Origin of the sequence: Wolbachia endosymbiont of Frankliniella intonsa (assembly GCF_029856955.1) — a bacterium.
Classification (GTDB): Bacteria; Pseudomonadota; Alphaproteobacteria; order Rickettsiales; family Anaplasmataceae; genus Wolbachia.
Map to the genome: position 1 here is coordinate 693,941 of NZ_CP097148.1, position 15,693 is coordinate 709,633.

The 15,693-nt window shown below is 32.0% G+C and carries 14 protein-coding genes, 1 tRNA gene and 4 pseudogenes; 13 read left to right on the forward strand and 6 right to left on the reverse strand.

Annotation, left to right across the window (positions count from 1 at the left end):
- Window positions 1-20: 20 nt before the first annotated feature.
- A protein-coding gene (gene prfB, locus M3L71_RS03895; protein ID WP_280144044.1) for a peptide chain release factor 2 occupies window positions 21-1,122 on the reverse strand; the annotation gives its coding sequence in 2 pieces (ribosomal slippage) (window positions 21-1,055 and window positions 1,057-1,122; 1,101 coding nt in all).
- 155 nt (window positions 1,123-1,277) lie between these two features.
- On the opposite strand from prfB, the gene mgtE reads away from it, so the two are divergent.
- The 7 genes and pseudogenes from mgtE to M3L71_RS08575 all read left to right on the forward strand — a co-directional run.
- A complete protein-coding gene (mgtE, locus tag M3L71_RS03900; RefSeq protein WP_280144045.1) occupies window positions 1,278-2,648 on the forward strand; it encodes a magnesium transporter in 1,371 nt (456 codons plus the stop codon).
- A gap of 476 nt (window positions 2,649-3,124) precedes the next feature.
- Complete coding sequence (locus M3L71_RS03905) at window positions 3,125-3,301, forward strand: hypothetical protein (protein ID WP_280144046.1); 177 nt, start codon at window positions 3,125-3,127, stop codon at window positions 3,299-3,301.
- The gene (locus M3L71_RS03910; protein ID WP_280143501.1) at window positions 3,291-3,695 is read left to right on the forward strand and encodes an IS630 transposase-related protein; all 405 of its coding nucleotides are present in this window, start codon (window positions 3,291-3,293) and stop codon (window positions 3,693-3,695) included. Before M3L71_RS03905 ends, M3L71_RS03910 begins: the two co-directional genes overlap by 11 nt.
- Window positions 3,688-4,266, forward strand: coding sequence for an IS630 family transposase (locus tag M3L71_RS03915; RefSeq protein ID WP_280144124.1), 579 nt, complete (start codon window positions 3,688-3,690; stop codon window positions 4,264-4,266). The genes M3L71_RS03910 and M3L71_RS03915 overlap by 8 nt, the downstream gene beginning before the upstream one ends.
- A gap of 51 nt (window positions 4,267-4,317) precedes the next feature.
- A pseudogene (locus M3L71_RS03920) lies at window positions 4,318-5,320 on the forward strand (IS630 family transposase).
- Window positions 5,321-5,332: 12 nt separating this feature from the next.
- A pseudogene (locus M3L71_RS03925) lies at window positions 5,333-6,139 on the forward strand (IS4 family transposase); the annotation flags it as partial.
- A 31-nt stretch (window positions 6,140-6,170) separates the two neighbouring features.
- A pseudogene (locus tag M3L71_RS08575) lies at window positions 6,171-6,308 on the forward strand (IS5 family transposase); the annotation flags it as partial.
- Between the two features lie 93 nt (window positions 6,309-6,401).
- Here the strand turns inward: M3L71_RS08575 and odhB are convergent.
- Window positions 6,402-7,574, reverse strand: coding sequence for a 2-oxoglutarate dehydrogenase complex dihydrolipoyllysine-residue succinyltransferase (gene odhB / locus M3L71_RS03930; RefSeq protein ID WP_280144047.1), 1,173 nt, complete (start codon window positions 7,572-7,574; stop codon window positions 6,402-6,404).
- A gap of 150 nt (window positions 7,575-7,724) precedes the next feature.
- Between odhB and M3L71_RS03935 the strand changes: the two genes are divergently transcribed.
- Entirely contained in the window at window positions 7,725-8,015 is a 291-nt protein-coding gene (locus M3L71_RS03935) for a hypothetical protein (RefSeq protein ID WP_265030418.1), read from the forward strand.
- Window positions 8,016-8,045: 30 nt separating this feature from the next.
- Here M3L71_RS03935 and M3L71_RS08580 read toward each other — a convergent pair.
- Window positions 8,046-8,998, reverse strand: a pseudogene (locus M3L71_RS08580) (IS5 family transposase).
- A gap of 328 nt (window positions 8,999-9,326) precedes the next feature.
- Here M3L71_RS08580 and M3L71_RS03950 point away from each other — a divergent pair.
- The 3 genes from M3L71_RS03950 (at window position 9,327) to M3L71_RS03960 (ending at window position 12,223) form a co-directional block, all read left to right on the forward strand.
- The gene (locus tag M3L71_RS03950; protein WP_280144049.1) at window positions 9,327-10,412 is read left to right on the forward strand and encodes a hypothetical protein; all 1,086 of its coding nucleotides are present in this window, start codon (window positions 9,327-9,329) and stop codon (window positions 10,410-10,412) included.
- 499 nt (window positions 10,413-10,911) lie between these two features.
- Window positions 10,912-11,607 carry a polyprenyl diphosphate synthase gene (gene uppS / locus M3L71_RS03955; RefSeq protein ID WP_280144050.1) on the forward strand — a complete coding sequence of 232 codons (696 nt, stop codon included), beginning with the start codon at window positions 10,912-10,914 and terminating at the stop codon, window positions 11,605-11,607.
- Window positions 11,597-12,223, forward strand: a complete 627-nt coding sequence (locus tag M3L71_RS03960) for a phosphatidate cytidylyltransferase (protein ID WP_280144051.1) — start codon at window positions 11,597-11,599, stop codon at window positions 12,221-12,223. The genes uppS and M3L71_RS03960 overlap by 11 nt, the downstream gene beginning before the upstream one ends.
- 15 nt (window positions 12,224-12,238) lie before the next feature.
- Here M3L71_RS03960 and M3L71_RS03965 read toward each other — a convergent pair whose 3' ends face one another.
- Both M3L71_RS03965 and coaD read right to left on the reverse strand, forming a co-directional pair.
- Window positions 12,239-12,448, reverse strand: a complete 210-nt coding sequence (locus tag M3L71_RS03965) for a zinc-finger domain-containing protein (protein ID WP_280144052.1) — start codon at window positions 12,446-12,448, stop codon at window positions 12,239-12,241.
- Between the two features lie 71 nt (window positions 12,449-12,519).
- Window positions 12,520-13,026 (reverse strand): pantetheine-phosphate adenylyltransferase, encoded by a 507-nt coding sequence (coaD, locus tag M3L71_RS03970; RefSeq protein WP_280144053.1) that lies wholly within the window; start codon window positions 13,024-13,026, stop codon window positions 12,520-12,522.
- A gap of 74 nt (window positions 13,027-13,100) precedes the next feature.
- Between coaD and M3L71_RS03975 the strand changes: the two genes are divergently transcribed.
- Window positions 13,101-13,173, forward strand: a tRNA-Phe gene (locus tag M3L71_RS03975).
- A 60-nt stretch (window positions 13,174-13,233) separates the two neighbouring features.
- Window positions 13,234-14,172 carry a gamma-glutamyl-gamma-aminobutyrate hydrolase family protein gene (locus M3L71_RS03980; RefSeq protein WP_280144054.1) on the forward strand — a complete coding sequence of 313 codons (939 nt, stop codon included), beginning with the start codon at window positions 13,234-13,236 and terminating at the stop codon, window positions 14,170-14,172.
- A gap of 231 nt (window positions 14,173-14,403) precedes the next feature.
- Here the strand turns inward: M3L71_RS03980 and ubiH are convergent, their stop codons facing one another.
- Window positions 14,404-15,561, reverse strand: coding sequence for a 2-octaprenyl-6-methoxyphenyl hydroxylase (gene ubiH / locus M3L71_RS03985; protein WP_280144055.1), 1,158 nt, complete (start codon window positions 15,559-15,561; stop codon window positions 14,404-14,406).
- Between the last annotated feature and the right edge of the window lie 132 nt (window positions 15,562-15,693).

Here is a 15,693-nt window from a genome sequence, read left to right on the forward strand (position 1 = left end):
ACTTAGCTTTTTAATAAATCTCATTTTAACTCCAATACACTAACTATGAAACAATCTATATTGCCATCAAAAACGGAATTTATATTGCCAACTTCATGTCCAGTCCTTAAATCCTTTACCATTTGATATGGATGCATAACATACGATCTGATCTGACTGCCCCAACCTATATCGCATTTCTTGCCATATTCTTCGGCCATTTTCTGTTCTTTTTTTTCCAATTCAATTTGATATAAACGTCCTTTAAGTAGTTTAAGTGCTTCATCTTTATTTTTATGTTGAGAACGACCATTTTGGCATTGAGCTACAACGCCTGTTGGAATATGCGTAATACGTACCGCGCTTTCAGTCTTATTTACATGCTGACCACCTGCTCCAGAAGCACGGTAAGTGTCGATCTTTAAATCCTTTTCATCCACAACAATATCTATTGAATCTTCAATCACTGGAGTTACTCCTACACTTGCAAAACTGGTATGACGTTTACCATTTGCATCAAATGGTGATATTCTAACCAATCTATGAACTCCACTTTCGCTTTTTGCCCACCCGTAAGCTTTTTCTCCGATGATCTTTATTGTTGTAGATTTTATACCAACTGCATCACCATCTAATTTTTCTACAACTTCAACTTTAAAATTGTGATAAATTTCTGCCCATCTTGTATACATGCGCATGAGCATCTCAGTCCAATCATTGCTCTCTGTTCCACCAGCTCCTGAGTGGATTTCTAAAAAGCAGTTATTGTTATCTGCTTCACCAGTAAATAAGGATTCTGTCTCTTTAAGTTTGATTAATTTCTCTAGCTTTACTAACTCACCTTTAACTTCAGAAAAAAATTCTTCATCATTCTCATCAATAGCAGATTTCATCAAGCTGATAGCATCGTTGTAATTGCTTTCTAGCTTTGAAAACGATTCTATGTCATGATTAATTTTAGAGCGTTCTTTTAAAATTTCTTGTGCTTTTTGATTGTCTTGCCACAGATTATCATTCAACGCTTGAGAATCCAGCTCTTCAAGACGCAACTTCAATTTTTCTATGTCAAAGACACCTCCTGATAAGAGAAATACTTTTATTTAAGCCTTGAAAGTATTCAAGGATTTCTGGATGGGTTTTCATTATACTTTAGACTTTAATATATTTATTATCACTAACAATAACAGCAAATAAAATAGAAATTTAACCATATAATAGTTAATTCAAAATAATTTTATTATACTTGAATGTTCAATAAAATCAAGTGTGTATATTTATTAAAAAAATAAGGTAAAGTAATGAATATTAAAACAAGTTCTCATTATGGTTTAGACAAAAAGGCTATTGATGATTTAATAGAGTCTCTCGATAATCAAGAATTAGAGAATGTTCGTAATATTGTAAAAACGATAGATAGCGTTCAGTTAGCTTATTTTTTATCTACTTCGATCAGTGATCACAGGGAGAAATTAGTTAATATCCTCGATCAACATTTGTTAAGTGATGCCTTAGTACATGTAGTACCAGATTTACAAGTAGAGATCATAGAAATACTGGGAATAGAAAATACAGCAAAGTTACTAATGCTTCTTGATATAGAAGACATAGTAGCTATAGTGAAAGATTTAGATAGAAAGTCTATAGAAAATATACTTAACTACTTACCCAATGCAACTCAAAAATTAGTAGAGGAATTGTTATCATACCCAGAAGAAAGTGCAGGAAGGTTGATACATAAAAATATGGTTATAGCTCCATATTATTGGACGATAAATCAGCTAATGGAATTCTTACGCAACTATAAAAAAATACCAGAAACATTTTATCAAATTTTCATCATTAACTCAAAATTAGAACCCATAGGTATTTTCAACTTAAATAAGGTAATATCTCACTCAGGAGAAACAATAATAAAAGAGATAATGAGTAAAGATATAAAAATAATAAAAACTGGAATGGACCAAGAAGAAGTAGCAAGAATATTTAAAGATTACGCTCTATTATCAGCTCCAGTAGTAAATAAGAATGGTAAAATTATAGGTGTAATCCTTATTGAAGATGTAATCAAAATTGTTCAACAAGAAGCAGAAGAGGATGTGCTTAAAATAAGCGGTGTATCTTCTAAATCTGATATAAATGCCCCTATACATAAAACTATAATTAAAAGACTACCTTGGTTACTGTTTAACCTCTTAGCTGCAACAATATGTTCTATAGTAGTTGGCTTTTTCGATAACGTAATACAAAGTTTTATAGTACTGCCAATAATTATGCCAATCATTGCATCGATGAGCGGAAATGCAGGATCCCAAACAGTAACACTAACTATCCGGGCAATCGCAACAAAATATCTAACTGAGCAAAATGCAAAAAGAATACTGATGAAAGAATTTTTAATAGGTCTTATAAACGGGGTGATCTTATCTACTATTTCATTAGTAGTGTTAGCAATAAGGTTTCACAATGTCAAAGTGGAGATGATTTTTGTGGTCTCCATGATTATGATGTCAATTATTGCAACGTTCATCGGAACTTTCATTCCTATAATGCTTCATCGTTTAAGATCCGATCCTGCTGTTTCGTCTTCAATCTTAACATCAGCAACAACTGATATTCTCTCAGCTCTTATATTTTTTGGTCTAGCCACGATCTTTTTATTAAATAGCTGAATCTTGCTATATAAAAAAATTGCTTTACAAGCTTTAACTGCCACGTTATCATTACTCACAGGTGAATTGAAGAAGAAAATAACAGTCGATAAAGAAATAAAAGTACATGAAACTGAGCTGCTTTAGTTTTAAAATAAAATGCTAGAATATGCAAAAAAGTCCTTGCTCTGCTAAATCTTTTTAGCTATAGCGCAATTTAATGTAATCAATATGTGGGGTATGGTGTTAGATGCACTGTATTATGTATGTCATTGGGAAAGCAATACTAGCTTTCTCAGGCATATATCTAGTTTAGTAAGAAATAAAAAGAAAAACACACTGTTACTCAGCAATTAAAGTTACTTAGGGTTACTATAAAGTTTCTACAGTAAATTGCTTTGGTACAACTGCATAAGAATCAAATGTTGGAACCAATCTTCAGAAAAGAGGTTTACGACAAAACAATCAAAATATGAATATTAAAATATAGGGGCTTTATGTTAGGTAAAGAAAATACAAAGGGACAAGTAATAGATAATCAAATGGATTATGTAGATGATGAGTCAACAATAGGAGCAAAAGGAGGTATTAATCATGAAGATAGATCATCTATAGTATTTCCCAAAGCAAATGATAAAGGTATAACAAAGTATTTGAGTTATAATGGCATATAGTGTGGATTTAAGGGAAAAGGCAGTATTGATGATAGAAAAAGGGAAGACAAAGGTTGAGATAGCAGAGCTCATGGAGATAGGAATAGCAACTCTGTACCGCTGGTTAAAAAAGAAAGCTGCTGGTGAAAGCTTAAAGCCATCTAAAAACGGTAGCTTTATTCGAAAAATAGACCCAAAAATACTCGAAGAATATGTTACAAAGAATCCAGATCATACTCTGGCAGAGATGAAACAAAATCTTGGATTTGGAATAAATTCAATTTGGTATAGACTAAAACAGCTAAAAATTACTTTAAAAAAGTCACACTATATCAAGAGCGCAATCAAGAAGATAGGCAGCAATTTATTGATAAAATCTCAAAATAGAACATTCCAGCATCTTATATATAGATGAAGCAGGAGTTGATAATAAGTTATACCGAGAATATGGACGTGCTCCAAGAGGAAAGAAAATTTATGCAGATATTCCAGGGAGAACTCGAGAGAGAATCAGTATAGTAGCCGGGTGGATTGGAATGAGATTTATTGCACCAATGACTTTCAAAGGTGGGTGTGAAAAAGAGGTATTCAATATATTGTTGGAGAAGATGTTATTACCTAAATTGCCACTTGGCACAACCATAGTTATGGATAATGCTACATTTCATAAGACCACTAAAACAAAATCATTAATAGAGTCTTTTGGCTTTCATGTGCTGTATCTTCCAACATATTCACCAGATTTGAATCCCATAGAACACTGTTGGCATACCATCAAAAGCCGCCTCAGACCTCTAATGTATAAATGTACAGACTTACAACTTTTGGTTGGTAATACCATAATGGAAATTTATCCATTCATTTTAGAAAATACTATAGTACCATACTTAATTAAAAAAGATAGTAGTCATAAAGCACAAACAATAGTCTCACATGTATCTGGTGAGAGTGGTAATACCAATTCCCGCTATAGAAAGAACAGATAGAGAATAATGGGGAAAAAGTCATACTAGAGTAAGTGAAATAGCGAGGTATAAATGGCATTAAGGTCAAAACTATTAGACGAAAGAGTTGTAAATTTAGCGAAAGAAATGTTAAAAAAGGTAAGAAATAACGCATATGTTTCAAAAAAGTTACAAGCGGTGATAGCAGGAAAAGAAAGTAGTATAAGCGCTGTGGCAAGAATATGTAAAATTTCAAGGACTGCTTTGACTGAATGGATAAAGCATCTAAAATTTGGTAGAGTAGAAAAATTATTTGCCCCGTTTCAGCGGAGAAGAAAAAGCAAATTAAACAAAAATCAACGTGAGCAAATTGAAATATGGGTAGAAAGAAATCCAAATATTACTATTAAGGAAGTACAAATAAAAATCTCAGAGGAATTTGCCCTAAACATCAGCAAATCAACAGTGCACCGTGAGATACAAAGGATGAAATTTTCTTACATAACACCGAGGCCAATGCACCATAAACAAGATAAAAACAAGCAAGAAGAGTTTAAAAGATACTTCAATAAAATAGTCAATTTCCACCCTAAAAGGGAGGTGTTTTTTGATGAATCACGATTTGGGACTCATTCAAAAATCGGACACGGATGGTTTAAAAGGGGTCAGAACGCAGGTTAAAATGAAAATTGGTAGACAAAATTTCTATATCTAAAGTGCGGTAAATCCAAGAAGTGGTAAGAAAATCAGCCTACTTGCTCCATATGTAAACACTGATTGTATGAATATATTTCTGGAGCAGATGTCGAAAGATTTAGGCACGAAAGAAGCCTTTCTTGTAATGGATTGTGCAAGTTGGCATAGATCAAAAAGTTTGAAAATTCAGGAAAACATTACCATCATATACTTGCCTCCTTATTCACCGGAACTGAATCCTGTTGAAAGGTTGTGGCAATATATCAAATACAATACTTTACGCAATAGTATCTACGATACCATAGGTTTACTTGAAGATGTTTTGTGTAATTTTATTGTCAATATTTCCAGTACTACTATTAAACGAGTTTGTAATGTTTCTTATTTGTTCCGTCAGTAATGGATTTTGGTATCAGATCAGGGTTATAGAAGCCATTTAAGCAATATATCGAACAACGATTTACTAATATCTGATTTGGGTTATTTTGTGCCAAGTTCTTTTAAACACATCAATGAAATAGGAGCTTATTTCATAAGTCGTTATAAATCCGATACTAACATATATGATATAGAGACAGGTCAAAAAATAGATTTACTAGAACATTTGGGAGATCGATCTTTTCTAGAACAGGAGGTATTGTTAGGAAAAGAGACAAGGGTTAAAGTAAGAATTATATTTAAAAAACTAACTGAAGAACAAGCTGTGGCTAGAAGAAGAAAGGCTAATAGGTTAGCAAGATCACATGGATACACATCTTCTCAAAGGAACCAAAAGTTACTAAATTGGTCAATATTTATAACTAATGTTCCAAAAAGTAAGATTAATGCTGAGCAAATACTAGTAGTTTACCGAATAAGATGGCAAATTGAATTATTGTTCAAATTATATAAGAGTAATATAAGGATTGATAAGCTGAGAGGAAAGCCATACAGAGTATTATGTGAGCTATATGCCAAATTGTGTGCAATTCTTATATTTCATGGAATAGTGGGTTGCACAGAACTGAAAAAAAATACGGAGCTTAGCTTAACAAAGGCATTTATTGAGCTAAAAAGACGGGTTAGAGAGTTATTTTTAGCACTAAATAATAAAATTAAAGGCTTAAATATTTTTCTCAAAAAGCTTACCATAACTTGGTCGCAGTTTTCATTAAAAGACAAGTGCAGAAAAACTAGGGTATCCACCTTAACTTCTCTAAATTTGCTCACAATCTCTTAACTTGACGCGTATGGTTTATTTAACACTCCCCTTTAGACTCAAAAAAACATTTGGATTTAGTTTTAAGAATAAATCTGAGATAAACCGCTCTTAAGAGATGCTCTTAAAATGCTACTTGATTAACAAATTTTCTGATATCGGTATGCCTATTTTCGAACTTATCTCATAAATCTCTTACATCACTCCTCCTCATTCCTTGCCATTCAACAAAGCCACCCACCTTGAAAACTTCAGAAAAACTTACTTGTCGCTTTTAACCTGCTTAAATTTCCAAAACCAATCTATTTGGATCTTCTATGTAATTTTTGATTTTCACAAGGAAAGTAACTGCTCCTTTGCCATCAACTATTCTGTGATCGTAAGAGAGGGCAATGTACATCATAGGTCTGATTTCAATTGAGTTACTCACAGCAACTGGCCTGTTTTGTATAGTATGCATTCCAAGTATTCCAGATTGCGGAGGGTTTATTATCGGAGTAGAAAGAAGTGAACCGTATACGCCACCGTTTGAGATAGTAAATGTTGCACCTTCCATTTCCGATACTTGCAGCTTACCTTCTCGTGCTTTTTTGCCAAGGTCAACTAAGGTCGATTCAATTTCAGCAAATGACATTTGATCAGCATTCCGAATAATCGGTACAACAAGACCTTTATCAGTGCCAACAGCAACACCTGTGTCATAGTAATTTTTATATACAATTTCATCACCTGAAATCTCAGCGTTAATCTCACGAATTTCTTTCAGTGCTTGCACTGATGCCTTTATAAAAAACGACATGAAACCTAGTTTTATTCCGTATTTCTTTTCAAAAATTTCCTTATATTTTGCTCTTAGATCCATGACATTTTTCATGTCAATTTCATTGAACGTGGTCAGTATTGCAGCGGTATTTTGCGATGCTTTCAAACGAGCAGCAATGACTTGCCTTATTTTGCTCATTTTCACTCGTTCTTCTCTTCTCTCTCCACTTGCTACACTTTTTGGCGATTCATATTGTTTTACCGCAGGTTGTTCAGCTTTACTCATATGGTCTATCACATCTGCTTTGGTTACTCTGCCTCCCATGCCAGTTCCTTTTATACTTTCTGCACTGATTGCATTTTCTTCCATAATTTTACGAGCTGAAGGGGCATCTTTTTTATCAGCGCTTTCGCCTTTATCTTCTTTTTTCACTTCTTCTTTTACTTCTCCTACAGCAAGTTTTGCCAGTAATTGATCAGGGCTGATTACATCATCTTCTTTCACAAAAAATTCGGTTATTTGTCCTGAAGCTTCTGCAGTTAGTTCTAGCGCCGTTTTATCAGTTTCAATTTCAAAGATCAAGTCATCTACTTTTATTGCTTCACCGATATTTTTCTTTATTTTTACTATACCTTCCGTAACCGATTCACCACCAAGAGTTTTTGGTGCTCTGACTTCTATAATTTTTCTCATAAAACAACTTCTTTATAAAACTTTCTATAAATTTATACATGAAAAGAAACATAAATAAACTAATAAATTCATTAGGCCTTTTATCATAATGCTTGATTATTTCTTTTTATATATTTAAAATTAAAATACTAAGTAAATTGAAATAAGATTATGGATTTTGATAAAGCAGGCAATGCAGAAGATTTAGATAACGAAAAACTTCAACTGATATGTAAGGCTTATAACAGAAGATTACTATCAAGTCAAAGAGTTGTTGATGGCATCAATTCAATGAATTACAGTAAACTTAAAATCTTATGCAAGTATAATAATAAGTTTAGTTACAAAGGTATTGAAGAATTACTATCAGATAAAGAAATTGTTAATAACATCAACGATTACGATGATGAAATGTTTAGGTCTATGATAAATCATGCAACTTCGGAGGGCTTTGTTGCATAGCTCCTGATAGGGCAGGTAGGTACAGTAAATTCATGCAGCTAATTCGAACTTAGCCATACCTATATCAGTGAATTTATTAAGCAAATAGCACTTAATTAGTAGTTCTTTTTCACGATTTATTTCAGATTTATTCTTGAGACTAAACCCAAACGTTTTTTCAACCTATAGAAAAAACATTCAACAAAGGATCTTAGTCCATATTTTGTTTCTTGTGTCCATTTCTTTATACCGTTCTCATAGTTTTCACATAATTTAATCACATTAATGTTGCTATTTCTTTCTAATTGATAATCAATTTTCTCATAGATTTTCGCACCTTTTATTGGTCGAATGATTGGTTTTATATTATGTCCTTTACGCACTTTATACATACTAGCTTTATCATAAGCTGCATCTGCGCGAACAGATGAAATATTATATTTATCTACTGTTCCCTTTAACATATCGCATGATAATCAAGTGTAGTACCATTAGTGCACTTCATATCTATAACTTTTATTATTTATCCTTAAAATAATATGTAACTTTCTTACTTGATCATATCCATTATATTTTCTTACTTTTGCATTTTCTTTATTACGTTGATGGGTGTTGTTATAGATACAAATACTGGTGCTATCTATAGCTATTTCAATGTTTTCCATACCATTTTTATCAATTCTACAATCATCAATTTTCAAGTTAAGCTTTTTGAATCTTCTAGAAGCTTGAGTATAGCTAATGACTTTGAGGTCTTTTCCCATTTGCTCTATACAACCTTTTACGAAACCAACTGCTTGTCTTAAGCCAATCCTAAAAAAATGGACTACTATATGTATCAAAATTACAACTTTATCACTATAAATGTTATTGCCACCTGCAACTTTTGGACTATTTTCATACCAATTTTCTATGGCTTGATTAACAAAATGAAAAACATTTCCTCTTTTTTGAAGAAATTTGTTATATTCGTAGCAGTTACTGACCTTCATTTTGACTGGCATATTGGTGGTTAAATACCTGTTTTATAATGATTTCTGTCAGTAACTTCGAGTTTTTTTACTTGAGCCATCCAACAAAGCCACTTCGGAGCACAATATTCTAGAAATACTAAAAGGTGGAGAGGTTTGCAATACCAATAATGAATTTGAGAGTAGTGATAGTGAGGAAAATGAAGAAGATTATGGATATTATGATAATTCTGATTACGAGGAAGATGAAAAAAATGATCTGAATAACTTTGCTAAAGAAGCACTAGGAAATAAAGGAACTAATGAAAAACGTATTGATGATGGTCAGTCTCATAATATTAATCACGTAATATTTATATACATGACTAATAGTAAGAAGTTTGCTGATAAAGATTTTACAAAGTTATACGACAATAAGGAAATTCTTGAACGCATTAATTCAGTTACTGATGAAAGATTTGAACTCATACTTAGTATTGATAGGTTTGACGGTACCAGTATTATAGAATTACTAGAAAATCAAAATGCTGCTAGGAACATCGATCTTATTGATAAAGAAACGTTGAAATATATAATTGAGAATGATAAATTTAGTCTTAAAGATATCATAAAATTACTAGAAAATCAGGAAGTTGTTGAACGCATTAATTCGGTTGGTCCTAAAAAATCTAAAATCATACTTAATAGTGATAAGTTTAATGATACCAGTGTTATTGTAGAACTACTAAAAAATAAGGAAGTTGCTGAGAACATCAATCTTATTAGTGAAGGACTGCTTAAATACGTAGTTAAGAGTGTTAGGTTTAGTAAAGTACTAAAAGATCGAGAATTTATTAAGCTTACTAATTTGATTGATTCTGAAAAATCTAAATCCGTATTTAGGAAATTTGATCATACCATTATTATAGAATTACTAGAAAATCAGGAAGTTGTTAAACGCATCAATTCGATGAATAGTGAAATATTTAACTTGATATTTAAATATCTTGATAAAGGATATATTATGAATTTACTGAAATATCAGAGTTTGTTTGATCAAATCAATTCTGTTGATGGGAGTAAAGTTAGTATCATGATAAGTAATAATTTTTATACAGATGAAGAGATTGTAGAAATACTAAAAGATCAGAGTTTACTCGCTCGAGTCAATTCTATTGATCTTGAAAAAATTGAACTTATATCTAATAGTAGTAAGTTTTATCGCCCCATGATTATGGATTTACTAAAAAGTCAGAATTTTATCGATTCTATTAATACTGAAAAATTTCGACTTCTACTTAATAGTATCAAATTGCATGGCAAAAGGATTATAACACTACTAAAAGATCAAAATGCTGTTAAGCATATCAATTCTGTCAATAATGAAGAGCTAAAAGCAATAACAGATAATGTTACTGGTAAGGTATTTGTCAATATATTTAAAAATTTTAAACCTAGCGTAAAGTAGACTTTGAGGCTTGCTATACTCCTGCGTAAAGCTGGTAAAATTACAGATATTAATATCGATTACTTGAACAACAAGGAACGTATTTACGAAGATATAATTAAATATGTTCCCCAAGAGCTGGACATAAATATAGAGTCACTTATACCACTCCCTACATTTAAAAGATATACTGAATGCGAAGAACCTGTGTCAAAATTATATAATTTATCTTTAGAGCAGGTTATTGAGAATATAAATCCACATAAAAGAGCCAGGTATTCCTAACACCACTAAATTCATTTGTTTATAATAATTTCACTATATCGTAAAACCATCTATATCAGACTATTTTTACTATATTTTCTTGGTAAAATCACTGGCAGCTGACACCGAGGTTGAGAAAATTTTTGTAATATAGACTATCAATGATTTTTCAGTAATAATATAGTTTTAGGTGGATATAGTGAACGTTTCATACAGAGATATAGACATTAAGCTAATTAGAACAGGTTGAATTCAAATGTTGAATCTAGAATCTCTGCCAAAACATCTAGCAATTATTATGGATGGTAATGGTAGGTGGGCAGACAATCAAGGAAGGGTAAAAATTGATGGCTATAGAAAAGGCAGTGAGGTTGCATTTGATATTGCTAAGCATTGCACAGTCCTGGCCATACCTTACTTAACTTTGTATGCATTTTCCATGGAAAATTGGCTCAGATCTGAAAACGAAACAGACTACCTATTTAATTTATTTTACTCCACTTTAACTAATGAAGATAAAATGAAATTCATTTACAATTGTAACATTAAGTTAAATTTTATTGGTAATTTAAGTCTATTGCCCAGTAAAATATTCGATCAAATCAAAAAAGCAGAAGAAGTGACACATAAGAAGGATGGTCTATTACTCACTGTTGCAGTTAGTTATGGAGCAAAGCAGGAAATTATACATGCTATCAACAACGTCATAAAAGGAAATATTGATTGCGTATTGGAAGAGGAATTTGAAAAATTTCTGTATACTAAAGATTTGCCAAAATTGGATTTATTAATTCGCACTGGTGGCGAAAAAAGGTTAAGCAATTTTTTATTATGGCAAGCAGCTTATGCTGAATTGTATTTTTGTGATACTTTGTGGCCCGATTTTTCTTGTCAAGATTTGACCAAAGCACTAGAAGATTATACAAAAAGAGAAAGAAAATATGGTAGATAATAACTTTATGGTTAGAATATTGTCCTCAATAGTAATATTACTCATATTTTCTTTTGCTACATATTTCAGTGATTTATCATTTTATCTACTAATTTTTTCAATTGCAGTTTTATCTTCTTTTGAATGGTATAATCTAACTCAGGGCAATAGAATCTTATACATTTTCGCATTACTATTAATCGCACTACCAAATGCCTCGCTAATATGCCTATATAATCTACCACACGGAAAATATGCATTAGTATGGCTTATCTTAACTATTTGGAGCATCGATATTGCTGCCTATTTTTTCGGCAAAAATTTTGGTAAAACTAGAATTTGTCCAATCATTAGCCCTGGGAAAACTTGGTTAGGACTTTTTGGTGCAGTCTTAGCTGGAATAGTGTGTGCAATTTTTGGCTCAATATTTTTGAGTTTATTTCCAATTTTTTATTCTCCAATAATTGGTTTGATAGTTGCTATTCTAGCCCAACTTGGAGATTTCACTGAGTCACTCATCAAAAGAGTTTACAATGTTAAAGATAGTGGAGGTATTATACCAGGCCATGGAGGAGTACTCGACCGTATGGATAGTTTCATTTTTACTGCCCCTCTCATTGCTATTTACATAAGCTAGAAAAATGAAGTACTATTAACCTTTGGTTCTTTCCTTCTTGCTTATTACTTTCACTTCAACAGATTGAAATTCTTCGGCACTCACTATTTCATCCATTGACTTATTACAATAAGGACAATACATTTCTCCTTCTTTGTGTAAGTATACTATTGGATGACCAGAACCATCATCATTCTCATCACCACGGCAGCAAACTATTAGATTATTATCCCTCACTTTTAACATGTCTCTCCTTTATCTTACAATATTTTACACATCTAACATACTCGTTTGGAAATAAAAAAGACAACAAATACTTATTCTCCATTTTCTACCCTATTTAGATTAATCAATTCACTTTGGACACTTTTTGACACAAAGTTGCTAACATCTCCTCCTAATCTCGCTATTTCCTTTACAAAACTTGATGAGATAAATTGAGTATCCTCAGATGCAGGAAGAAATATAGTTTCGATTTCAGGAAAGAGCTTATAATTTACCCAACTCATTTGAAACTCGTAATCAAAATCCGATACTGCTCTCAGTCCTCTAATAATAACAGAAGCATTTTGCTCTTTGGCAAACTTCACTAGCAACCCATTAAAGGATATAATATCTGCATCAATTCCTGCTCCTTTCACTTCATTTTTAGCCATGCTTGTGCGCAGTCTTATGTCAAAATTAGTATGTTTATTAACATTCTCTGCAACACCAATTATAAACTTATCGACTAGCTTACATGCTCTTTTTATTATGTCAAGGTGCCCAAAAGTTATGGGGTCAAATGTACCAGGATAAATTCCTATTTTGTTACTAATGTTCATTCTTTGTTTCTATACTTCAAAAACTTTTGATGGACATGATAACGTTTTTTATCTAAAAATGAAAGTACGTAGTTGGCCTGATAGCTCAGTTGGTAGAGCAAAGGACTGAAAATCCTTGTGTCGCTGGTTCGATTCCTGCTCAGGCCACATTCTTTTTCTTAATGTTCTATAATATATTATAATATTAATATAATTATTTAGGAAATAATGTATAAATGTTACAATAGAATATTTAATATACTATTAATTACATTTCTACTATTAAGTAATATCGCTTATAGTGAAAAAGTAAACAAAGAATTATCTGCTTTGACAGTGGAAAATGCAGTAAATTATAATATAATTGTTGGTTTATTGCAAACAGATGAATCTCAAAATATCTATGAGATATTCAATAATTTTGGGGTTAAAACTATATTCATTGACTACGACAAAATAATTAATCTAAAAGAAATCCAAGAAGAGTTCGCAAAACAAGATGAAATATTGGCAAAAAAGCTGATACTAGATCGAATAAAAGTTGAAGTTGCAAAATTTATCAAAGAGCAAAAGATAAACAGAATATTTATTTCAGATAACTTTCATTCAGCTCTTAACCCTTACCGCCAGCTTGTGAATGAAGCAATTGTAAAAACAGTAGATGACAATCCTACAATTCATTTACTTGCCATATGCGGTGGTTTACAAGACATTATGCATGCAAAAGAAATTGAAATAACAAATGTTGTTAATGATGAGAAGAATCATTTAAAATCATCATCCTATCCACAAAAAGAGAATATATCTCTTCAGCAGATAAAAATTGTTCCAGGTAGTCGTTTGGAAAAAGTGGTAGCTAGATTTTTACTACCTAATCAAAATGGCTGGTTTTCAACTTATTTTCCGAATGCTCATTCAGGTACAGTAAGTAATACTACAGAGAATAGAAGAAGGCTAGAGCTACTTGGATATAAAATTGCAGCATTTGGCAATGACGGGGTAATAGAAGCTATCGAAGATAAGCATGGTAATATTTACTTTCAAAGTCATCTAGAAGCCCTTGTTGTCAAATCAGATAAAAACTCTCGTTTGTCAAGCCAAAAGGTACGTCAGGTTTTAACACTAGTTGCTATAGCGATTATAAATGATTTTCTTCATCGCGTTTAATGCTAAAATAAGGAAAATCATTTAATGTCATTCCAGTACCCTTTTTCTTGTCATTCCAGTGCGTGAAGCTGGAATTCAGTTTTTCATTTCATCAAATTTAGCATAAGCTCAAGTTTGCTTATAAATTTTTCTTGATGCCAGTGTCTGGGCACTGGCATGACATTATGGAATTTGGGCTCCAGTGTCAACTACTCTAATGACACCTGATTATGATGAAAGAAATCTAATGATTTATATAAACCCCATAGCATGTCGAACGAAGCGTTTTTTAAGAAAATCTGAATTTTCAACTACCATTAAACCAAGATTGCTCAGAACTTTAACGCAAAGTATTCTGTTGGAAAATATTCTATTTAGTCCATCAGTTGCAAGTGCCATAGTAAAATTATCAAAGTATCTATCACGTGAAATTTTCTTCAATAGATAATTACTGCCAACATCAATGCCAGAGGATTTTGCAGCAGTTATTTGTCTAATAACACTCTCTACATCTCTTATTCCAAGATTCAGTCCTTGACCTGCAACTGGATGGATTGAATGTGCTGCATCGCCAATAAGCAAAATTCTGCTTTTATGAAGCTTTCTCGCAAAAGTAAAACTCAAAGGGTAAGATTTTCTTTCACCCTCTAATTCAATTTCTCCCAAATAAGAACCAAATCTTTTTTTGAGTTCTATGATAAACTCCTCTTCAGATAAGCTCATCAGCATTTTTGAAATTTCGCATTTTTCTGTCCAAACTATTGAAGAAGTATAGCCACCTTTCATTGGCAAAATTGCAAATGGACCACCAGGAAAAAACCTCTCTACAGCTAAGTTTTGGTGATGTAGTTCATGTTTTACATTAAATACCATGCTATTTTGTTTATAATCAAATTTTATCATTGGTATAGAAAACAACTCTGGCAACTTAGAGTTTTTACCTTCAGCACAGATAAATAGTGATGATATCAATTTTTGATCATTATCAAGAGTAACTTCCATGTATCCTTCGTCACAAGAGATTGTCTTATAGGAACGTGGAGAATATATATTGAGTTTATGCAAAAAATTGTTATTGATTGCATTCCATATAATAGCGCTCTTGATTACGTAGCCCATTGGCTCTTCACCAACCATTTTATGGTCATAATGCACAGTAAATGGACTATCTCCATCTAATATGCATATATCAACTATTGGTTCAGCTTCGCCTTCTAAGAGCCGCCAAATCGCTAATTTTTCTAGTATTTTTTTTGATCCTTGAGAAATAGCAAATGCTCGATTATCATCAACTGCACGTGGTAAACTATTTTTCTCAATTACGGCTACAGATACAGAGTCATTACTCAGGCCAATAGCAGTAATAAGACCAATTAGCCCACTACCTGAAATGATTACATCGTAATTCATTTTATTAACCTAAAATTACATTCTAACCATTTTTAAAATAGTTTAAACAAACTTTGTAGACACTGAACTTCTCATTACTATCTTAGTTATAACCAAAATAGTAATAAAATATTAATTATTTTACACTAAATT